The organism is Peribacillus sp. ACCC06369, assembly GCF_030348945.1.
GTDB lineage: Bacteria > Bacillota > Bacilli > Bacillales > DSM-1321 > Peribacillus.
In genome coordinates this window covers 559,408-582,184 of sequence record NZ_JAUCEN010000002.1, presented here as the reverse complement: position 1 = coordinate 582,184, position 22,777 = coordinate 559,408, and the positions used below count along the sequence as shown (strand labels likewise).

General features: G+C 41.6%; 17 protein-coding genes. 7 read left to right on the top strand and 10 right to left on the bottom strand.

Going from position 1 to position 22,777, the window contains the following annotated elements:
- The first annotated feature begins 1,118 nt into the window (after nucleotides 1-1,118).
- Nucleotides 1,119-1,847 (top strand): TspO/MBR family protein, encoded by a 729-nt coding sequence (locus QUF78_RS03540; protein WP_289323590.1) that lies wholly within the window; start codon nucleotides 1,119-1,121, stop codon nucleotides 1,845-1,847.
- A gap of 17 nt (nucleotides 1,848-1,864) precedes the next feature.
- On the opposite strand, the gene megL is transcribed toward QUF78_RS03540, so the two are convergent.
- A complete protein-coding gene (gene megL, locus QUF78_RS03535) occupies nucleotides 1,865-3,040 on the bottom strand; it encodes a methionine gamma-lyase (RefSeq protein WP_289323589.1) in 1,176 nt (391 codons plus the stop codon).
- 365 nt (nucleotides 3,041-3,405) lie between these two features.
- On the opposite strand from megL, the gene QUF78_RS03530 reads away from it, so the two are divergent.
- Entirely contained in the window at nucleotides 3,406-3,672 is a 267-nt protein-coding gene (locus QUF78_RS03530) for a hypothetical protein (protein ID WP_289323588.1), read from the top strand.
- Between the two features lie 110 nt (nucleotides 3,673-3,782).
- On the opposite strand, the gene QUF78_RS03525 is transcribed toward QUF78_RS03530, so the two are convergent.
- The 3 genes from QUF78_RS03525 to putP all read right to left on the bottom strand — a co-directional run bounded on the left by QUF78_RS03525 (nucleotide 3,783) and on the right by putP (nucleotide 7,860).
- Entirely contained in the window at nucleotides 3,783-4,919 is a 1,137-nt protein-coding gene (locus tag QUF78_RS03525; protein WP_289323587.1) for a DEAD/DEAH box helicase, read from the bottom strand.
- Between the two features lie 47 nt (nucleotides 4,920-4,966).
- Nucleotides 4,967-6,214: an ATP-binding protein gene (locus tag QUF78_RS03520; RefSeq protein ID WP_289323586.1), complete on the bottom strand. Its 1,248-nt coding sequence runs from the start codon at nucleotides 6,212-6,214 to the stop codon at nucleotides 4,967-4,969.
- A 176-nt stretch (nucleotides 6,215-6,390) separates the two neighbouring features.
- Nucleotides 6,391-7,860, bottom strand: a complete 1,470-nt coding sequence (gene putP, locus QUF78_RS03515; protein WP_289318109.1) for a sodium/proline symporter PutP — start codon at nucleotides 7,858-7,860, stop codon at nucleotides 6,391-6,393.
- A 157-nt stretch (nucleotides 7,861-8,017) separates the two neighbouring features.
- On the opposite strand from putP, the gene QUF78_RS03510 reads away from it, so the two are divergent.
- On the top strand, nucleotides 8,018-10,078 hold the full coding sequence (locus tag QUF78_RS03510; RefSeq protein WP_289323585.1) for a molybdopterin oxidoreductase family protein: 2,061 nt from the start codon (nucleotides 8,018-8,020) through the stop codon (nucleotides 10,076-10,078).
- Nucleotides 10,079-10,259: 181 nt separating this feature from the next.
- On the opposite strand, the gene QUF78_RS03505 is transcribed toward QUF78_RS03510, so the two are convergent.
- From QUF78_RS03505 to QUF78_RS03495, 3 genes are all read right to left on the bottom strand, one after another.
- Nucleotides 10,260-11,780, bottom strand: coding sequence for an aldehyde dehydrogenase family protein (locus tag QUF78_RS03505; protein WP_289323584.1), 1,521 nt, complete (start codon nucleotides 11,778-11,780; stop codon nucleotides 10,260-10,262).
- Nucleotides 11,781-12,030: 250 nt separating this feature from the next.
- Nucleotides 12,031-13,464 (bottom strand): aldehyde dehydrogenase family protein, encoded by a 1,434-nt coding sequence (locus tag QUF78_RS03500; protein WP_375091137.1) that lies wholly within the window; start codon nucleotides 13,462-13,464, stop codon nucleotides 12,031-12,033.
- Nucleotides 13,465-13,482: 18 nt separating this feature from the next.
- Entirely contained in the window at nucleotides 13,483-14,808 is a 1,326-nt protein-coding gene (locus QUF78_RS03495; protein ID WP_289323582.1) for an aminotransferase family protein, read from the bottom strand.
- A 386-nt stretch (nucleotides 14,809-15,194) separates the two neighbouring features.
- Here QUF78_RS03495 and rpoN point away from each other — a divergent pair, with 386 nt between their 5' ends.
- Nucleotides 15,195-16,559 (top strand): RNA polymerase factor sigma-54, encoded by a 1,365-nt coding sequence (gene rpoN / locus QUF78_RS03490; RefSeq protein WP_289323581.1) that lies wholly within the window; start codon nucleotides 15,195-15,197, stop codon nucleotides 16,557-16,559.
- Nucleotides 16,560-16,835: 276 nt separating this feature from the next.
- Here the strand turns inward: rpoN and bluB are convergent, their stop codons facing one another.
- Both bluB and QUF78_RS03480 read right to left on the bottom strand, forming a co-directional pair.
- The gene (gene bluB / locus QUF78_RS03485) at nucleotides 16,836-17,477 is read right to left on the bottom strand and encodes a 5,6-dimethylbenzimidazole synthase (protein WP_289323580.1); all 642 of its coding nucleotides are present in this window, start codon (nucleotides 17,475-17,477) and stop codon (nucleotides 16,836-16,838) included.
- A gap of 519 nt (nucleotides 17,478-17,996) precedes the next feature.
- The gene (locus QUF78_RS03480) at nucleotides 17,997-18,176 is read right to left on the bottom strand and encodes a hypothetical protein (protein ID WP_289323579.1); all 180 of its coding nucleotides are present in this window, start codon (nucleotides 18,174-18,176) and stop codon (nucleotides 17,997-17,999) included.
- Between the two features lie 63 nt (nucleotides 18,177-18,239).
- On the opposite strand from QUF78_RS03480, the gene QUF78_RS03475 reads away from it, so the two are divergent.
- Entirely contained in the window at nucleotides 18,240-18,953 is a 714-nt protein-coding gene (locus tag QUF78_RS03475) for an HAD hydrolase-like protein (RefSeq protein WP_289323578.1), read from the top strand.
- Here QUF78_RS03475 and dacB read toward each other — a convergent pair.
- Nucleotides 18,933-20,354, bottom strand: a complete 1,422-nt coding sequence (gene dacB / locus QUF78_RS03470; protein ID WP_483313876.1) for a D-alanyl-D-alanine carboxypeptidase/D-alanyl-D-alanine endopeptidase — start codon at nucleotides 20,352-20,354, stop codon at nucleotides 18,933-18,935. The genes QUF78_RS03475 and dacB overlap by 21 nt on opposite strands.
- Nucleotides 20,355-20,668: 314 nt before the next feature.
- Between dacB and QUF78_RS03465 the strand changes: the two genes are divergently transcribed.
- Together QUF78_RS03465 and QUF78_RS03460 are read left to right on the top strand one after the other, a co-directional pair.
- A complete protein-coding gene (locus tag QUF78_RS03465) occupies nucleotides 20,669-21,163 on the top strand; it encodes a PH domain-containing protein (protein ID WP_289318119.1) in 495 nt (164 codons plus the stop codon).
- A 2-nt stretch (nucleotides 21,164-21,165) separates the two neighbouring features.
- Nucleotides 21,166-22,635, top strand: coding sequence for a PH domain-containing protein (locus tag QUF78_RS03460; RefSeq protein WP_289323576.1), 1,470 nt, complete (start codon nucleotides 21,166-21,168; stop codon nucleotides 22,633-22,635).
- Nucleotides 22,636-22,777: the final 142 nt, after the last annotated feature.

Below are 22,777 nucleotides of genomic sequence, written 5' to 3'. Positions count from 1 at the left end.
CTAAACTACTATATTGTATCGGAATGTACTTACCACCTGATTTTGATTTTACTATTCCATTCAAAATAATGCTTTTTACTCTCTTTTTTACAACACTTTTTCTCTTTTTTCTTGCAACAATCTTTTACCTTCTTACAACTGTGTTTCTCTTTTTTGCAACACTTTTTATCCTTTTTTTTCTTACAACTATGTTTCCCCATATAATCATCCCCATATCATGTATTGTTATATAATATGGATTTACTAAATTTACGCTTGTGCTTGTCCCCATTAATGAATATATTGACATCTTCTTTCTCCAAGATAAAAAGCACCCAATTGAATAGATGATAATATAACTATACAATCGAATTCAGAGGGTTTTCTTTATATATTTTCTATAAAGATTTTCTTTGGGAATTTTGCTCTAATGTTGAAAAAAATTTTGAGTATTCGAATCCGATTACAGAACGGATGTTTGTAAGTTTAGGCAATTTAGGAACCCCCATAATTATGGATGCTTAATGATTTCAAATTATCTATCCACGTTCTATAAAATGAATCTCCCATAAGCCTGGTTATATCTAACATCTGTGATTTATCCTCATAGACCAATCTTGTATTTTCGTCTTCTAATTCTGTATTCAAACCAAAAATTACAGCCTTTATCAGTTATTACTTTCAGACAATAAAAAGTTACTTCCCTACTTCTTCAGGTGGAACTTCTTGACGATTTACAAAGTCCTCATTAAGGCTTTATCATTTAAGCTAGCATTTCGTGTGGAGTATACGATTCAATGCACCCTTCAATTGTGCCAACCTTTCCTACCTACCAAACACTAAAATGGAACAAATAAAAACCGCCTCAAACCCTTTAATACAAAGGTTTAGGCGGTTTATTTTTGATCTTACGACCGGAAGGACTAAAATAATATGAATTTTTGAATATTTTAACGCCATAAAGTGAAAAAAGATTTGAAATTTCTAAACTTAAATGGTTCATTAGTTACAGGAAATCCCTTTCTATATGGAAAAATGAAATTCATTTCCGAGTACCTCCGATGTGCTCCAAAAAGATTAAACATGCCTAAATGGTGGAATAAGTTATAGGAGTCACAATTCATACAAGGAGGAAGCTCATGCTTATTGCCATCACCAATTTGATTTTCTTTCTATTCGTCGTAACAATGAATTTTCTAGCCAATTTCCTGCCATTGAACGGCCAAACATCAGGAGAGGTCTCTGATAAATTGGATGTCCTTTTCACTCCTGCCGGTTATGTATTTTCCATATGGGGCTTTATCTACTTTCTGCTGGCCATTTGGGTAATCAGGCAGTTTTTAGGTAACCACCTTAACAGCCCTGTTTATAAGGCATCCTCCCCTTGGTTCGCTTTAAGCTGTGTACTGAATGGTTCCTGGCTTTTGGCTTGGCATTACGAACACTTTTTGTTATCCGTATTCATTATCATCGCTCTTTTGGCTACATTAATGGTCATTTATATAAGCATAAAAAAAGTGGAGCATACTGCTTTCGATCTATTTCCGTTTTCCGTTTATACAGGCTGGGTGAGTGTTGCTGCCATCGCTGACATTTCTTATTACCTTACCTATATTAAATGGGAAGGTTATGGGATTTCCAGTGTAGCTTGGACAATCATTTTGCTGATTGCAGCAACAATCCTGGCCTTTGTCTTTGCAGGTAAAAACCGGGATTGGTGCTATCCTCTCGTATTCGTTTGGGCGTTCATAGGCATCGGGATCCGAAATGGTGCCGCCTCCCCGGTAACCTCAGACATTTCTTATATTCTGGCTGCTCTCATCTTTATCGTGTCCATCACAATCTTCATCAAAAATAGAAGGAGCTGAAAAGGAAATATGGCTGCCTAAAATGCCTGCTGAAGATCATGCCATACGTCCTGCCAAGCTTCAAGGCCAACTGAGAGACGGACTAGTTGGTCACTGATGCCCATTTGTTCCCGCGAATCTTCAGGAATGGCAGAGTGCGTCATGGTGGCGGGATGCTGGATCAATGTTTCGGCATCCCCTAGACTGACGGCAATTTTGATAAGTTCCAATTTATTGAGGAATTCCTGCGCATCCTTTTTTGTGCCATGCAATTCGAAAGAGATAATGCCGCCGCCATGTTTCATCTGTTTTTGCATTATATAATGATCCGGTGAGGCTTCATCACCTGGATAATATACCTTTTTCACCTTTGGATGTTTCTTAAGTTCATGAAAGATCTCCATTGCATTGGCCGAGTGACGGTCCATCCTGACAGGCAAGGTCTTTACCCCCCGCAATAGTAACCAGGCATCGAATGGTGAAATGATTCCACCGATATCCTTCTGTGTAGTTCCAGCTACCTTTTTCATAAACTCCTTCTTGCCGACAACAAGGCCCGCAACGACATCCCCATGCCCGCAAAGATATTTTGTCGCACTATGAAGGACGATATCACATCCATATTCAAGCGGTCTCTGTAAGTAGGGAGTCGAAAACGTATTATCGACTACGACCGTTACATTATATTCCTTCGCAACTCTCACTACCATCTCTAAATCAATCATTTTCATCGTCGGATTGATTGGGGTTTCTACATATATGCAGGTCGTTTCCGGCCGAATCATTTTCCTTACTTGTTCTTCTGTATCCATTTCACAAAAATCATGAGTGATTCGGTATTTATTTTTCATTAACTGCAGAAGCCCGAATGTACATCCATATAGCCCCTGTGAACACAGGATGTGGTCATCCGTTTTAGTTAACGCAAAAAGCACTGCTGAAACCGCTGCCATACCCGATCCGAAAGCAAGGCCAGCTTCCCCCCCTTCCAAAGCGGCAATCTTTTCTTCAAGCACTTGTACCGTGGGATTTCCAAGGCGAGAATAAATATATCCATCTTCTATACCGGCAAAACGCCGTTCCCCTTGCTCGGCCGTTTCGAAAGTGAATGTTGAGGTTTGGAATAAGGGTGTTGCCAAGCTTCCTAAATGCTTCTTCGAGTCATATCCTTCATGTATGACTGCCGTTTCAAACTTTTTATACTTCCCTGTCATATCGTCTCCTCCTAACCTATATCTATTGCTATCATATGTCAAAAATCCATATAAAGGAAGCGTTTTCATGCATGAATATCCCCATCAATAAACTCCAGAATTCAGTATATATAATTTAATTTCACAATCAGAATTTATAGATAAAGATTTTGGCAGGGCGCAAGATGAACAAATTCATTTTTGGTTTTCTGGTTATATTAACGACTGCTTTAATGGGTTCTTCATTCGCTATAGGACAAATTGGCTTTGCGTACTTCACCCTAAGTTACTGGCAGTGTTTCGGTTCATCCTAGCAGATTTCAGCATGGCCATAGTCGTTAAGCTCATCAAACGCCCGCACTCAAAAAGATCAAGAATTGGTCCAAATGGAGTATCATCTTTTTTTCCAGACAGCTGGTGTCAGGGGATGCTTCTTTATAGGTTTAAGGACCAATTCAGCCGGGGAATTGTCGATCTTGACATTCATGAACCCGTTATTCCTCTTGCTGGATGACCCTGTTCACTGGTACGTTGCAGTTGGAGGTTCACTCATTTTCATCCGCATATTTTTGGTTAACTGGGAATCCCACCATTTTAAGACAGTGAAAGGTCCTGTAGAGCGAATTCAAATTGAGCATCCACTTAATTTTTAAAGAAAAGGAGGAGTTTTAAGAATTGGTCGGATGGTATATGTTCCCTGCTTAAATCCTAATCGTGTTTGTAAAAAAAAAGAGACAGCCGCCACGGCCATCCCTTTTCCAAATCATTCATCGACTACGATGTTTCCACCATAGAAGGTTACTCTTGTTAATGGAATCTCCAGTTCACGAGCCATTTTTTTCAACTCTCGCTCTTCTCTTTCCGTTACGATTGAAATAACAGTGCCGTCTGCACCTGCACGCCCAGTTCTCCCTGATCTATGGATATATTGATCGATGTTATCAGCCATATCAATATGAACGACCGCAGTAAGACCTTTAATATCAAGCCCCCTAGCCGCTACATCCGTTGCTATCAACATCGGGGATTTTCCGGAACGAAGCTTGCGCAGCGCTTTCTCCCGGTCGACTTTATTGGATTCCCCGTGAAGCACGCCCATTTCAACACCTTTATAGCTCAGCTTTTCATGTAAGACGCTCAGTTCTGCTATATCATTCAGGAAGGCAAGGGCCTTCACATCTTTAAGTCTTGTGATTTTCTCAAGAATCTTGGATTTTTCCCGTCTCTCTACAACAAAGTACAGATGATCCACTTTCGATTCCATTTTTTCATGCTTATCGACCTTTATCATTTCGGGTTCATTCATGAATCCTCGGGCCGCTTTTTCAGTTTCCTCTGGCAGAGTTGCCGAGAATACCATTATTTGCCTGTCTTTAAGGGTTGTTTTGATAATATTATTGATCGTACCCATATGCTCTGGAGTGATCAATTGGTCACCTTCATCAAGTACAATCGTCTTAACTTCATGCATCTTCAATTTCTTTTGGGCAATCAATTCATAAATCCTACCCGGTGTTCCGGCAATTACCTGTGGATGCTTCTTCAGTTTGTCCAACTGCCTTTTCACATTAGCACCGCCGATGAATGCTGCACCCGTTATGCCGCTTCCCTCTGACCAAATGCGAATTTCTTCATTGATTTGCATGACCAGTTCTCGGGATGATGCCAAAATCAAAGCTTGCGGCGATTTTTTTTCAGGATCTACCTTTTCTAACACTGGAAGTAAATAAGCTAAAGTTTTTCCGGTTCCAGTCGGTGATTCAGCCATGATGTCTTTTCCCTCAACAATCACGGGAATCGCTTTAGTTTGAATCGGGGTAAGTTGTCCGAATCCGGACTTTTTCCAGACCTCTTGTATATATGGTTTTCTATCGTTCACTAATGCAGGTAATTCGCTCATATCGTTCTCCTTTAATATAAAACTTTTCCTATCTTTCATAGTACCACTTATTCTTGTCCAGTAGCCAACGGAATACGAATTGTAACCGTCGTCCCTTTGTTTATCTCACTTTCAAAATGCATTTCCCCGTCAAGGCGATGAACGACCTTCCGGCAAATTGCAAGTCCGATCCCTGTGCCCTTTTCCTTCGTCGAATAAAAAGGCTCACCAATCCTTTCAAGGCGCTCGGGCATCATTCCTATGCCATTATCACTCACGCTGACTACAGCTTGATCATCGAGGATTTGCAGCGACAGATCAATTTTCCCATTATCCTCTATCGCTTCAATGCTATTCTTGACAACATTGATTATCAACTGTTTAAGTTCAATTGAATCAGCCATAATATAAATCGGTTCAGCGGTTTTAACCCTAAACCCCATTTCGATATTATTCAAATTCGTCTCTGCTTGCATCAACGTGAATACCTGTTGTAAACTGTCGGCAAGATCTATCCTTCGGAATGCGACATCCTGTTTCTTTCCGAGAACCAACAGTTCACTTGAGATAATATTAATTCGGTCAATTTCCTTCAACATGATATCAGAATGCAGCGGGTTGACCTCCTGTGTCATGTCCATTAATTGTACGAATCCTTTTAAAGATGTCAGCGGATTTCTTATCTCATGTGCGACGGCAGCAGCCAGATGTCCGATTACAGATAGCTTTTCCGACATGACCATCAATTCCTCTTCGCGCCGCAATTCAGTAATATCCCTTACGATTGCATATACTCCAAGCATTTCCGCTTGAACGATGATCGGTAGAAAGGTTACACGGATTATCCGCTTTTCATCACTCTTATTCTGGATGGTCGTTTCGAATTTTACGGCTTCGCCTTGAAGGGACTGTATAAAGAAAACAGATACTTTTTCCTTTTCATTCCAGTTGATGAGATGATTCGCATTCTTGCCTTTCAAATTGTCACTGTGATGACCTAACAGCTTTTCAGCTTCCGGGTTAATTGAAACGACATTTCCTTCAAGATTCAGTTCAAGGACACAATCGGGGTTATGCTTGAACAGCGACTGATACTGTTCATCCTTTAGATTGAATTCCTGTTGGGACCTCAACATTTTCCCCGTCCAATACCTGATTATGAAGTATAAGAAAAGCCCGGTTATGAAAATGAACATCCATCCTTTGGAATGTTGAAACATTGCATATATCTGAACATCCGCCTTTGCCTGTGTCATAGAGATGTAATCCGTAACGATAATCCATAAGACCCCAATGATTATATATATAATAGCCACTTTACATGCAATTTTATGAGATTGGTTCATGTTTTATCCTTTGTAATGTTTTTTGGTTTATTATTCCCAAATCACTCAAAAAAAGCCCTCATGTTTTCCACATAAGGACTCTTTGGATATTGTACCATATCTATGGCGTTCATTGTTTATATCTAAAAAACAACTGGGTTAAATGATCAAGAGAGGTTTTTGATGGCTTGATTGAATTCCTCTTCTATAACTTTTGAAGGCTTGGCCGATAGTAAGCTGAAAACAACGACCGCTATTGTTCCAGCGATGAAACCAGGAATGATTTCGTATACTTCAGCTAACTCTTCGATCATTTCCCAAACGATTACTGTTGAGGTACCGACAATCATTCCCGCCAGGGCTCCCCATTTCGTCATTCGCTTCCAGTACAGGCTTAACAAAATGACCGGACCGAAGGCCGCTCCAAAACCGGCCCATGCATAACCCACCAATTTAAGGATCGTACCACTTGGATTAAAAGCTAAAATGAGAGCGATGGCAGAAATTGCCAAAACTCCAAACCGGCCCACTAGCACTAATTCCTTATCCGATGCATTCGGCCGAATGAACTGCTTATAGAAATCATCCGTCAGGGCACTTGCAGAAACTAACAGCTGAGACGCAATCGTACTCATGACCGCTGCCAAAATCGCCGCCAACAAGAAGCCTGTAATTAAAGAAGGAAACAGTTCTTTAGCTAAAATGATGAAGACAGACTCTGCACTTTTTTCCCCTAAAGGACTGCTTGTCAGATTAAAATAAGCAATCCCTACCAATCCGGTGAACATCGCTCCCACGATAGCAAAAATCATCCAGCCCATACCGATTCTCCGTGCACTTTTCAATTCCTTAACAGATGAAACCGCCATGAATCGAACGATTATATGAGGCTGCCCGAAATAACCAAGTCCCCATGCCAGAAGAGATATGATGCCAATGGTTGATGTTCCTTCGAAAGCATGCAATAAATTCGGGTTAATCGATTTTATTTCATTGAAGGTAGGATCCCAGCCACCAATATTTACAATCGTGACAACTGGTACTAGAATTAAGGCAATGAACATAATCGTACCTTGTACGAAGTCCGTCCAGCTAACAGCCAGGAATCCGCCAAATAATGTGTAAAGAATAACAACGCTCGCCGTCAGCCAGATGCCCCACCGGTAATCCAAATTGAAAGCGGAGCGGAAAAGCTCACCGCCTGCTACCATACCTGAAGAGGTGTAAAAGGTGAAGAAGATTAAAATGACCGATGCTGATACAACTTTCAAAATCCGTGATCCATCTTTAAACCGATTTCCCAAAAAGTCGGGAATCGTAATCGAATTGCCGGCCACTTCCGTATATGTCCGAAGTCTTGGTGCCACGAATAACCAGTTTAAATAAGATCCTGCACACAGGCCGATGACAATCCAGCCAGCACTTAACCCGCTTATGTACATTGCACCGGGAAGACCCATCAACAGCCAGCCGCTCATATCGGAAGCACCTGCACTCAATGCAGTTACAGCTGGGCCCAAGTTCCGGCCGCCAAGCATGTAATCCGTTAAGTTGGCCGTTCTCCGATAGGCCAAATAACCAATTAACAGCATGCCTGCCATGTATATTCCAATTGATATTATAATTCCATATTCCAAAAATGAATCCTCCTATTTATAGGTTAATTTTCATCTTGTAAGCTTATCAGAAAAAAAAACATATGTTAAGAAGTTCTTGCACCTATCAACGATTTCACTTTCAATATAATTAAGAAAATTCATTTTATTAGATTAAATTATTAGGAGGAATACGCCCATGCAATCCTATATCAATCAGCCAGATGGAGTCTTTCCCTCTGTTTGCTCTCTTGACTGTCCTGATCAATGCGGTCTACTGCTGCACAAAAAGGACGGGAAAATCATTAAAGTTCAGGGGGACCCTGATCATCCAGTCACCAAAGGGAATATTTGCAACAAGGTCCGGAACATGACTGCCCGCCTATATGACCCCAATCGCTTAAAGCAGCCATTAAAGCGCATCGGCCCGAAAGGAGAAGGGAAATTCGCTCCAATCAGTTGGGAAGAGGCCATTGACACAATTACTTTCAAATGGAATGATCTGCTCGAAATGCATGGCCCTGAAAGCATACTTCCCTACAGCTTTTATGGAAACATGGGTAACCTAAGCGCAGAGGGCATGGATCGCCGTTTTTTTCACAAACTCGGTGCAAGCATGCTTGAGCGATCCATTTGTAACGCGGCCGGCTCAGTCGGATACAACTATACAATGGGTGGTTCTTTCGGCATCGACCCTGAAGAAACGATTCATACAAAGCTTTTCATCATGTGGGGCATTAATGCGGTGAGCACAAATATGCACCAAGTTACGCTTGCACAGCAAGCCCGAAAAAACGGGGCCAAAGTAGTTGTCATTGACGTACATAAAAACCAAACCGGTAAGTGGGCAGATTGGTTCATACCGATTCTGCCTGGTACCGATAGTGCCCTTGCCCTCGGTTTAATGCATATTCTATTTGCCGAGAATCTAGTCGATCAGCCTTTTCTTGATGAATACACAGTGGGTGCTGCTGAATTGCGCGAACACGTCCGCCAATATGACCCTGCAACCGTCTCCGCGATCACCAGCGTTCCAATGGGTGACTTATATGAATTAGCCAGGATGTATGGCACTACCACTCCATCATTCGTCCGAATAGGCAATGGGCTGCAGCACCATGATAATGGCGGCATGGCAGTACGCACCATTGCCTGCCTGCCTGCACTTACCGGCCAATGGATGACGGAAGGCGGCGGGGCCATCAAAGGGAATTCAGGATATCTGGCTTTTAATACAAATGCCTTAAGACGCCCTGATTTATTGCACAATAAATCTACTCGGACCATTAATATGAACCAAATCGGTCAAGCTCTATTGGAAAAAGAAAACCCGATTCGCTCCATGTTTGTATACGGCTCCAACCCAGCACTTGTCGCTCCGAATGCAAATAAGGTGCAGGAAGGTCTAATGCGGGAAGATCTATTCACAGTGGTGCATGATCTATTCTTGACCGAAACGGCCATGTTTGCTGACCTCGTCCTCCCTGCCACATCATCTTATGAAACGGAGGATTTTTATAATTCATACTGGCATAATTACGTCCAAATACAGAAACCTGTAGTCGATAAATATGGCGAGTCGAAATCGAATGTTGAATTGTTCAAACTTTTAGCTGATGGAATGGGCTTTGAGGAACAAGCTTTTAAAGATTCAGAAGAAGATATGATACGGCAGGCGCTTGATTTTCCCGATAATCCGCATTTGGAAGGCATCACCTATGACTCCCTTTCAAGGAATCAATTTGTCAAAGCCAAGATGCACCGGATGTTCCCAGGCAAGCTACCGACACCAAGCGGTAAAATCGAACTTTATTCAGAACGGATGAAGCGCGATGGATATCAGCCTCTACCAACATATACACCAATCATAAAAGACAGCGAACTGCCATTTTTATTCATACCGGCACCTAATCATAACTTCTTGAATTCAACCTTTTCAAATAATGCCAAACATATCTCCTTGGAAAAGGAACCTAAGCTGCACATCAATGCAGCTGATGCCAAAACGTTAGGGATAGCTTCCGGAGATATGGTTAAAATCTGGAACGGCCGCGGTGAATGCTTGCTTACCGCCGCTCCCGGTGAAAATGTGTTACCCGGCGTACTTGTCAGCCAAGGCTTGTGGCAGAATGCACCTGAAACGAAACAACTCATCAATGCCCTTACTCCAGATCGCCTCTCAGATATGGGCAATGGCGCCGTTTTCTTTTCAGGACGGGTGGATCTTGAAAAAGTCCAACATAAGTCCACGAATCTATAAATATATCGGCGATTCTGGAGTAATTTCGCCGATTCTCGGATTATATGGGCGATTCTGGAATTATTTCTGCGATTTCCAGATTTTATCGTCCCATTTCCGGATTATATCGGCGATTTCCGTTTTTTTGCATATCAACATAAAAAAGGCTGTTCCACAAGGAACAGCCTTTTCGTCTAGCTATTTACTCTTCATCAAACCAACCAGTTGGCTGAATATCCAAGTTGTTATTGATTTGCTTTACTTCCGTATATGCCTCATAACCGAAAGTGCCCAGTTCGCGTCCATTTCCACTTTGCTTGAATCCTCCCCAAGGAGCTTCATTATAAGTCGGGTGATATGAGTTTATCCACGTGATGCCGGCACGTACTTTTTTAATGACACGGTACGCTTTTGCGATATCATTCGTGAACACCGCTCCCGCTAAACCATATTTCGTATCATTGGCAAGTCGAAGAGCTTCCGCTTCATCCTTGAACTTTTGAACGACAAGCACCGGTCCAAAAATTTCTTCCTGCACAATCCGCATGTCCGGTGTCGTATCAACAAAAATAGTAGGTTCGACAAAGTAACCTTTATCCAAGCCTTCTTCTTTAATTCGGTTTCCACCGACGATTAATTTGGCTCCTTCTTCTTTTCCAATTTGGATATACGATAATATCTTGTTCATATGGGCCTCTGAAACGATAGGACCCATTTGGCTTTTTTCATCGGAACCTGAGCCTACTTTGATCTTTTTCGCCTTAGCAGTAAGGCTTGCAATGAACTGATCGTAAATGGACTCCTCCAAAAGTAACCGGGAGCCCGCTGAACAAACTTGTCCTTGATTACAGAAAATCCCGTAGAGAGCATAATCAACTGCAGTCTCGAAGTCAGAGTCCGCAAATACGATATTAGGCGATTTCCCACCTAGCTCCAATGTCACTTTCTTTAGGTTACCTAGTGAAGCCTCCATGATCTTACGTCCTGTGGCCGTTCCTCCCGTAAAGGCTACTTTATCTATTTCTTCATGTTCGGCAATCGCCTGTCCGACAATTGGCCCCGCTCCTAACACTAGGTTTGCGACACCTTTAGGCAATCCGACCTCATCCATGATTTCAAATAGTTTGACAGCTGTCACGGGAGTAACCTCCGATGGTTTGAACACAACGGAATTTCCTGCAGCCAGTGCCGGGGCTAGTTTCCAGGCTGACATCATTAGAGGGAAATTCCAAGGAACAATCTGCCCGCATACACCAATCGGTTCCCTTACGACCATCGCTTGCTGACCATCAGGAACTTCATAAGTCTGACCTGTCGGTTTTGTAGCCAATCCTGCATAATATCTAAAACAGGCTGCTGAATCATCTATGTCATAACGAGCCTCACGCAATGGCTTCCCATTATCCAATGTTTCCAACGCAGCAAGTTCTTCAGCTTTTTCTTCTATTTTATCGGCAATTTTGAATAAAATGCGAGCTCGCTCCACTGCCGGAGTTCCCCACCATCCACCTTCATAGAAAGCATATTTCGCTGCCTCGACAGCTGCATCCACGTCTTCCTGTGTGCCTTCTGCAGCTGTAGCAATAACTTCTCCCGTGGCCGGATTCAATACATCCCTCTTCTCACCTGAAGTCGAATTCACCCATTCCCCATTGATGTACATCTTTAAGTCCAGTGCTCCCGTTCCTTCTTTTTTCGTGTTATTTTGTAAAGTTTCCTGCATATAAATTCCTCCTCGGTTTTAAGTTATCTACCTATATAAGATATGAGCAAGATTCATGCCAGTCTGAAATATTAGGGAAATCACATTTTCTTGCCCTTTCCTGTACCATTTAAATTCAATCATGAATTCCCTATTCAATTCTGCATAAAACATTTACAACTTTCGCCACAGCTCTTTTATAAATTCATAGAAAAATAGTAAAATCAGCTGCTCAAAAAAAGAGATGAGCAGCTGCTCATCTCTTAATACATTAATTTCGGTTAAAAATGACCAATTTCATTTCCGTCATCTCTTCAATGGCATATTTTAACCCTTCGCGACCCGTCCCGCTTTTTTTGATTCCGCCATATGGCATGTTGTCGACACGGTAAGTTGGGATATCATTAATGATAACACCGCCGACTTCCAATTTTTCTGCGGCAGAAAGTGCCAAATTGATATTTTCTGTGTAAATCCCGGCCTGCAATCCGAATTCGGAATCATTGACCATATCAATCGCTTCCTCAACGGACGAAACTTTATTGATCAAAACAATGGGAGCAAAGACTTCCTGACAAGATACCTTAAGCCCTGCATCCACTTCCAGCAACACGGTGGGATGCAGGATATTCCCTTCAGATTTACCTCCCGCTGCAACAACAGCACCGTGTTGTTTAGCTTCACCAATCCAGTCCAGGCTTCGCTGTACATCGCCAGGGCTGATTAATGCCGAGATATCCACTGCGGGATCCATGGAATCACCAAGCTTCAAGTCCTTCGTTGCTTCAGTGAATTTTTTGACGAACTCATCATATATCTCTTCATGAACATATGCGCGCTGTAAGGAAATACAGACCTGCCCTTGGAAAGCGAATGCCGCCGATACACAGCGCTTGATGATTTTATCGATATTTATTCCTTTATCCACTATGACAGCTGCATTTGAACCAAGTTCAAGACTCACTTTCTTTAACCCTGCCTTATTACGAATCCCGATTCCTACAGCAGGACTTCCAGTGAATGAAATGCTCTTCACCCTTGAATCAGTGACTAATTTATCACCAATTACCGAACCGCTTCCGGTAACTAAATTAAACGCACCTGCCGGCAAATCCGTTTCTGCTAACAGCTCAGCAAGAAATAGCGAAGATAGCGGTGTTTGGCTCGCAGGTTTCAAGACAAGCGTATTTCCTGCAGCAATGGCCGGCCCTACTTTATGAGCAACAAGGTTCATCGGAAAATTAAAAGGCGTAATCGCACCCACAACTCCAATCGGCTCACGGACGGTGTAGCCAATCCTTCCTTCCCCGTCAGCTGTAGCATCCATCGTCAATGTTTCGCCATGAATCCTTTTTGCTTCCTCTGCTGCAAATTTATAAGTGGCGATCGTCCGGGTTACTTCCCCCATAGCCGTTTTAATCGGTTTCGCTGCCTCTTTAGCAATGATTTCAGCTGCTTCATCTTTTCGGCTTTCCAAAAGACTCGCAAGTTTTTCAAGTATGGCAGCCCGTTTATGGCTAGGTAAAGCGGCCATTGTTTTTCTAGCTTGATAGGCTGATTCTATCGCCGATTCGACATCTTCCAGGCTTGCTGAAGGAATCTCCGCAAGTACTTCCCCGCTATAGGGAGACTTTAGTGTCGTGAACTTTTCTGCTTCTTGCCATTTACCATTAATGAATAATTTCTTCTTCAGCGTTTCCGTCATGACCATCCTTTTCACCTCTTATAAAATTTCTTTTTCTACAGCAGTAAATGTCTTATCAAGGATTTCAATTATTCTTTCTACTTCCGATTTAGTAATGATTAAAGGCGGTGCGAATACCAGTGTATCTTGGTCAAACGTAACAGACCGACAAATCAAACCATTCTTTGCGGCTTCAGCAACCAATCTTGGAGCAAGCTGTGTCTCAAAGCCTTCCCCCGTTTGTTTGTCCTTTACGATGGAGATGCCCCCAATTAGTCCAAGTGCCCTAACATCACCAACAATCGGGTGTTTGCTTTGAAGCTTCTTAAAGCCAGCAAGCAACTCTTCACCACGCTGTTTCGAGTTTTCTATCAGGTTTTCACGTTCAATTATTTCAATATTTTTCAAAGCAACCGCACAAGCCATAGGGTGACCACTGTATGTGTAGCCATGTAAAAGCGTGCCTTTTGAAAGGGCTATGAAATCTTGATGCATCTTATCATTCAGGACGACCCCGCCTAACTGTGCATATCCACTCGTAACACCTTTTGCAAAGCACATCATATCCGGTACAACGCCAAAGTGCTCAATTCCAAAATAAGTCCCTGTTCTACCGAAACCTGTAATGACTTCATCCGTCACCATTAAAATGCCGTATTCATTACAAATCTCCCTTACTTCCTTAAAATAGCCTTCAGGAGGAAGGTTCACGCCACCTGCTCCTTGAATCGGTTCAGCCATAAATGCCGCAATCGTTTCAGGTCCTTCCTGTACAATGACCTTACGCAACTCCTCAATGGAGGAACCTTCCACATGGTAAAAATCCGGTGCGGTTGAATTCGTGAAGTCCCGGAACGGTTTCAGACCAGTCGCACTTGTAGCTCCCATTGCCACCCCATGATAGGATTTCGAGCGGGAAATGATTTTTTGTCGATTAGGCTGACCTTTCAAAATCCAGTAATGACGAGCTAGTTTGATGGCCGTATCATTCGACTCCGATCCACCTGAAGTGAAGAAAACTGCATTCAAATCCCCAGGAGCGATGGAAGCGATTTTGGCCGCTAACCGGATTGCCGGCTCATTGCTGAAAGTGGCGAAACTAGAGGTGAAAGCTAACTTCGCCATTTGTTCCTTCGCCACATCAGCCAACTCTTCTTGTCCATGTCCAATATTCACATTCCAAAGTGAAGCCATGCCATCAATGACAGTCCTGCCCTTGACATCCGTAAGATATATTCCCTTACCTTCAGTAAAAATGAAACTTGGACCATCTGTCTGCTGTTGTTCGATTGCAGTAGTAGGATGAATAAAATGCTTTTTATCCAAATCGATTAATTCCTGAATACCCGTCTCCTCTTTAATCATGTAAAAAACACCCTTCTCATGTAATGTATTTTTTTGCTAAACTATTTTATTTATATATATTTATAGATATAGCAAGATGCATGCCAAATTATATGAGCCTTATATTAAAGGTATTCAAGTTAAAATGATTCATAATCAAATCAATACGAGTGAATATTGATTCATATATAAATCACTCGATTCATATTCAAATCACTAGCCCCCCATTCATTTAGAAGAGTACTAATTTACAGGCAGTATGTTGAATTCCACCGTCATTCTCCAACAGATGTTACATAACCTTACATAATATATTGAATTTTCGGAAGATTTGTATTATTATCGTGTTAATACTTTTCATTCTTTTTTTGCCGCTAGGTTAATCTAAACGAAAGAAGTTGATATATATGCAGGCAGGTTTTGAACTGCTCCAAAAACAAACCATGAAATTATCATTAACCCCTGAATTACAGCAATCGATCAATATCCTTCAATATTCCACCTATGAACTAATAGATTTCCTACATCGACAGGCAAACGAAAATCCCGTACTCGAAATAAGCGAAACATTTAAAGAGCCCCCCGGATCCTCTGAATCTTTCATTCGTACACATAAAATTAATTCTCAGTTACGGGGATCTTCCTCTAAAAGTTTCAACGGAGAAAATGATTACAACCCGATCAATAATTATTCCGTCAACACAGAAACACTGGAAAACCACTTATTGGAACAAATGAGTATGTTAAGGTCATTGAGATCCATCGAAAGGAAGATTCTCCAATTTTTAATTGGGAATTTAAATGAATATGGATACCTTGAATTGGATGGAAATTGGACAGCCTCGCATTTTTCCGTGTCCGTGGAAGAAATAGAAGATATGATTCAAGTATTGCAATCCCTTGACCCCATTGGAGTCGGGGCTAAAGATCTGACCGATTGTTTACTCATTCAGCTGCGTGAGCATGACGATTACAATGAATTGGCGTATAAGATCGTTAAAAAGCACATAACGGATTTAGCAGAAAAACGCTACAGAAAAATTGCGGGCCTTTACAACGTGACCGTTCAGGAAGTACAAGAGGCCTCTGATTTCATCCGGACGTTAAACCCTCGTCCCGTCAGTCACTTTTCCAAAGATATGACTCATTACATCGTTCCGGACGTATATGTGGAAAAAGAAAAAGAAGGGTTCCTGATAACGGTCAATGACAGCTACACACCTAAACTTTCCATCAATCCTTACTATAAGAACCACCTCGCTATGAATCCTGGTAATAAGGTAAAAGATTATGTCAAAGGTCACATAAATGATGCCCAATTACTATTAAAGGGGCTTGAACAAAGACAAATGACACTTTACAAAGTGACAGCTACAATAGTGGAGGAGCAACAAGAATTTTTCATGAAGGGAATCGCTGGTTTAAAACCTATGACACTGAAAGACATTTCGGAAAAACTCCAACTTCATGAATCAACAATCAGCAGGGCGACAAGCAATAAATATATTCAGACACCGCATGGCCTATTTAAATTAAAGAACTTCTTTACTAGAGGCTTAAACCGAGTGAACAGCCAAGCGACCGAATCCACGGCGACCATCAAAGAAAAAATAAAGGTCTTGATTGCCGATGAGGATAAGATAAAGCCTTTTTCAGATCAGAAAATTTGTCAGATATTCGAAAATGAAGGGACGAAAATTTCTCGCCGCACCATTGCTAAATACCGTGAAGTCCTAGGTATACCGGGATCTTCCAAACGCCGCAGATATTAAAATCAAAAAAACTAGCTATGACTCTTTCAAATACATTTATTTGGAAGATTCTTTTAAAATGGATAGATGGGGAATTTTAAAAGAATCTTCCATACTTCCGTTGATTCTGTTAAAGGTCTAGTGAATGCCACATAAACAAAAAACCCCTGAACCAGGGGCTCCATACACTTATTAATTCAAACTTTCCAAATACCTGTGTAACGGTTGTCTTAAGTCCTCCCCCAATTCACTGAAAGAGGACTTAGTATCCTAATGTCATTCTTTATTATTCGAGTTTTATTTATTACCCCATTTATCCTCGAAAATAAGTTCATCCATTGGTCTTCTTTTTTCCCAATTGGCAAGTTCAAGAATGGGTTTATCCGGATATTGATCGGTATAGCCAATCGACATGAGTGCAATGGGTTCCACATGCGGCGGAATTTCCAAAATATCACGAATATCATTTTTCTTATAAAAGCTTACCCATCCCATTGCCAATCCTTCCGCACAGGCAGCCAGCCACATATTTTGAATCGCACAGGCTGTGGATAGGATATCCGTTTCCGGAATGGAGTTCCTCCCCAAAACATGGGAGCCTCCCCGTGTCGGGTCACATGTTACACAAATTGTGTATGGTGCTTCTTTTAACCCTTCCACTTTCAAACTAAGAAACTTATTTTCTTTACCGCCTTCATAATGAATAGCGAGTGCCCGTCTTTCTTTATCCGCTGCCCATGCCAATCTGTTCTTGGTTTCCTGAGATGAAATTACAATAAAACTCCAAGGTTGCATGAATCCTACAGACGGCGCATGATGTGCAGCATCCAAAATTCTGCGGAGTACATCCTTTGAAATGGGCTTAGGCAAAAAACTCCTGATATCCCTTCGGTTATAAATGGCTTTATATACTGCGGCTTGTTCTTCATTAGTAAACATAGTTTCCCCCCATGATTCCGGTTCCCCAGAACTTTATCTAAAAATTCAATATGAATTTTACAGGTAAACCCTTACAATTAACAGTGACTTTCCAGATATCCCTTGATTCAGCTTGTTCCGTCAACACAAGATTCGCTCTTTCCTGAGGCCTTTGTGCGTCAACATAGCAATCTTCATGAACCATCCAGTTATATTATCCTTCCACATTTGACGCGCATCTTCACCATCCCTCTCAAGGCCACGTATCACGGGGACATTCCACCCAAATTGTGAAATCATGGGACCCTTCCATTTCTTTACGCATAGAATACGTTCCTTCAATATTGACCCAAGCAGGTACCATATGCCATTTGGCCGTAGAGTCCGTTTCTCACTCATACATTTGATACCTTGCTTCTTTCCCCTCAGTAAGCGGTTTCATGATTTGGTTAAAAAGCGGTCCTCAATCACAGACCGCACCAATCTGTTTTTGGGCTGGGGGCAGTTGGATCCTTTTCGATGATGGCAAATGAAAATCGTCTATATGAATGACCGCACTACCTCGACATTCTGCTTGGAAACGGGAGGCGAGTGTACTTTTCCAGACCCACCCGACCATCTATGGCCATTATATATGGAGATCGTTTTTTTTGAAATTTCGAGAACATCAGTTATAAGACTTTTAATCGTATACTGTCCATTAAGTGTTGGAAAGGTCATTAGCATTCCTCCTATACTACTTATTCATCGTCCTCTCTTATATCCCTTCCTTGAGAGGATAAAATGAAAAAAACTATGAAGAAGGTGCAAGTATTGAATAACATCCAATTTGCCGCCATTTTCGATATGGACGGTACCTTGTTTCAAACTAACAAGATATTAGGTTCTTCACTTGAAAAAACATTTGAGATCCTTCGATCAGAAGGGAGCTGGATAGGAAATACCCCGCTTGCCACGTACCAAAGGATTATGGGCGTCCCACTAACAGTCGTTTGGGAAACTCTGTTACCAAAGCAACCCGCGCATATTCGCCGGCAAGCTGATCAACTTTTTTTAGAGTGTTTGATACAAGAAATCAAAGAAGGAAAAGGTTCGCTTTTCCCTCTCGTCATGGAGACTTTGTCAACGATCAAACAGCTTGGAATTTCCATTTTCATTGCTAGCAATGGTCTAGAAAATTACTTGGAAGAAATTTGTTCTTATTTTGGGTTACATGAATTTATTACCGACATATATAGCGTGGAAAGGTCTTCGAAAGGATCGAAGACCGACTTGGTGCAAATGTTATTGAGAGACTATCGAATTGAAAGCGCCATTCTGATTGGGGATCGAAAGTCCGACATCGAGGCAGCAAAGGAAAATGGCTTAACGGCTGTAGGCTGCCAATTCGGATTTGCCGAAGAAAATGAATTGGCTGATGCAGATCTGTTCATCGCAGATTTTCCTGAACTTCAAATATACCTTTCCAAATGGATACTAAAGGCCACTCCCCAATAGGTTTTCCTGTTCTGCAAGCATTACGGCTATCCTATCCTGGATTGCCGTGATGCCTTTTTCTTCAACAAAATTATTCACAATGATCGAAAATATGATTTTTTCCCCTCTTTTGGTCGTCACATAACCTGATAAGGAGCTCGTTCCTGAAATGGTCCCTGTTTTCGCACGGACATTTCCAGCTGCATTTGTCCCTTTCATTCTTTTTCTTAGCGTACCGCCCACCATCCGATTTTCATCTCCCGCAATTGGCAATGCATTCAAGTAAGCAGGAAACCACGTTTTTTCCTGTACGGCATATAGCAGCTTCGTTATTTCATTCGCTGGAACCATATTGACTTGGGAAATGCCGGACCCATCACGCATTATGATCGTTTGCATATCGAGACCCATACAATTCATCAGATTTCGAGCAACCTTCAAACCATCTTTCCAGCTTCCCTCCTCTTCTGCTTCTTTGCCCATTTCTTTCACCAAAACCTCGGCATGACCGTTATTGCTCAATTTCATGAAAGGTATAAGCAGTTGTGAAAGCGGCATGGACTGATGAGTGGCGATCAAGTCCGCCCCTACTGGCGTTTTCCCTTTTTTCCTTTCTCCCGACACTTTAATTCCATGTTTCCTCATTGATTTTTTAAATAAGCTCAGGGCATATTCTGTAGGATCTTTCACCGAGATCCACTCTTTGGTCACCCCGGCATGCTCGGGAATGGTCCCCGTCACAGTAATGACATCTGTGCCATGGGACCGTTCAACTTCAATTTCCTTATTGCCGTCTACAGATTCCGTTTTCGTTTTGTTGATGACCTTCACATAATCCGTTTCCGGCTTCAGCTTCACCGTTGCCATTTTTCCAGGCTTTTCCCCGGGTGTTACCTCCACGATGATTGTGCCGGTATCGTAGTCCTCATTAGGGGAAGCGGTTAAAGCTGAAACAGCTGCTCCGTAATATTCCTGTTCATCGCTCCAAACTAAGTCTTGGGAATAACGAACATCATCATACCAAGAATCATCACCTATAAGATCTCCATGAACGAGCTTAACTCGCCTTTGCTTCAGCGAGGCTGCCAGCTCATCAAAATCCTTTTCCAATAATGTGGGATCTCCTTTTCCCTTCAGGTACACATCTCCCTGCAGAACATGGCCAACCTGCACTCCATTTATGTATAGTTCGGTTTGAAAAACATGATCTTCCCCTAATGTTTCTAAAGCTGCTGCTGCGGTCAAAAGCTTAAGGTTCGAAGCAGGCCGCAATCTTGTTTGCGCCCCTCGTTCATAAATCATTTCTCCTGTTTTAGCTGAACGGATGGAAATTCCCATTAACGCCCCTGCCAATCCTGGTGAATCGTCCAATATTTGTTGGATCTTCTGTCCTAGGTTTCCATCATCATTCGCTGCCTGCATCGATTCTCCATTAAAAAAACAAATCAAAAACAGGAAGAATATAAAACTCAACTTCCTTTTATATGTCAAACCTATCACTCCCACTCTCATAACTCACCACTTCTATCTTGTCCATTTTACGGTCATATAAAAAGAAAAGATCCACTAGAACCTCCCTATTTATACATACTCATGAAACTGCAGGATTATTCGGCCCCATTCAATGGGATTCATTAGGCAATCCCAACTTCATGATTCATTTACATGTACGATTACAGGGAACTTTTTTGATTGATAATCCGTATAAGTATGAAGACATAGTAAGGAGTGAATATATGTATTCAAAGATACAGCCACCAACGAAGAAAATTTCCAAAGAATCCGTGAAAGTTTGGCGGATGACTGAAGCCATTACCAATCTCATTATCCTCACCGTCCTTGGCATCCTATTATATGTTGATGATCATTTCGCTTGGACAGAATGGATTGGATGGATTTTATACGGACTTATCACATTATCTTTTTTCCATGCAATCTGGTCCATCTTCATTGAACCGATCTTGTTGCAAAAGTATTGGCGTTACGACGTGAACGAAGAATTCATTCAAACAAAACGTGGAGCCTGGAGTGAAACGCATGAACTCATTCCGATGACGAAGGTTCAGTCCGTCAAATTGAACCAAGGCCCGTTTTTAAGAAAATATAACCTTTATTCACTAAGTATCGGAACAATGGGAAACTCTCATGACATTCCCGCCATCCCGAAGAAAGAGGCGTATGAATTAAGAGATAAAATTGCCCATTTCGCAAAAATAAAGGAAGTGGATTAACGATGGAAGAACATGCAAAACGATTACACCCTTTCAAAATCCCCTTCGAATTATGGAAATTGCTGAAAGGGAATGTATTTTTCATAATTATGCTTTATGTCCTGAACTTCGGTTCTGAAAAGATGTATATGAAGGTACTCCAAATCGGTTTTCTAGTTTATCTGATTTGGAAAGTCATTTCTGTCATCCTTAAATGGTTTACTTATAAATATCAAATAAAAGAAGGAACCATCTATATTACTTCAGGGCTTGTCTCGAAATCGTATCGAACGGTCCCGCTTCATAAAGTACAGAATGTTCAACAACGTACGACATTATTCCATAAGATTTTCCGCTTAACCTCATTAACATTCGAAACGGGGATGACTGGTGATCAGGGTACCGTGTCTTTCGAGGTGATTTCCCGAAAAGAAGCAGAACGGCTTGAGGGGGAATATTCTTCAAAACAAGAACTTTCGGTTATCGAAGTGGATATTCACGAAGAACGAATTGCGGAGAATATGGAACCATTCAATGAAAAGACGATTCATTTCACACCCACCAAACAAGACGTTCTAAAGGCTTCCTTTACATCACTCAGCTTTTTGGCTCTTATCCCGGTTGTGGCTACGTTATATAATACACTCGATGATTTTTTCAATTTGGAGAATGCAGAAGGTTTTTTTGCCAAGTTATTTGATACATGGTGGATCATAACCATCGTTCTCGTCTGTCTCATATGTGTAGCCGTTGCCTTCGGAATCGTTTCCACATTCGTTAAATATGGAAAATATGAAATTTCATCCGATCACGAGCGTATATATATCAAGAAAGGTGTACTGGACGAATCTGCTTTTTCCATTCAGAAAGAAAAAGTACAAGCTGTCGAAATCACCCAATCAATCATTAAAAGATTGCTAGGATTGGCAGAAGTGAAACTGATTAGCGCAGGAAGTACAGGTGATGAAGAACTGGAAACGAATACTCTCTATCCTTTTTTATCCGTTGAACGGGCATATGGGATGGTAGAAGAGATTTTACCCGCTTACAAAGTGGAACGGTCAATGGAGTCGTTATCGAAGCAGGCCTTCAAAATCCGAATGCTGCGGCCAAGCTTTTTCTGGATTCTCACAACAGTGGCAATCTATTATTTCAAACCCTCCCTATGGTATATATCACTTATCCTACTCGTTCTCATTTATACATTGAGAATAATGGATTACAATAATAGCCGTTACTTGTTAAATGATGAGTTCATTCAGTTTAAATCCGGAAGTTTGGAAACATCACTATTCATTACCAAAAGAAGCAAGGTCATTCAAATTGAGGTGGAACGTTCGAAGCTGCAAAAGTTTTTCGGGCTTGCTTCAATTGAAACGATCAACCGCTCCAAGCCTGTACACCATACAAAGCTCCAAGATGTATCCGTTGAATATGCTGACGAATTTTACACATGGTATACGGGCAGGACAAAAAATATCCAAGTCGAATAAGATTCAATGTTTGGAGAGTTGACTATTGCAGTCAGCTTTTTTTTTCATCCTTTTCCACTCCCTTCCCACCTTCGCACTTCACGACAAAATTAATATTGGAATTTTCTAACTTGTCACTTCAAAAAAGCGAAAGAAGACCGAA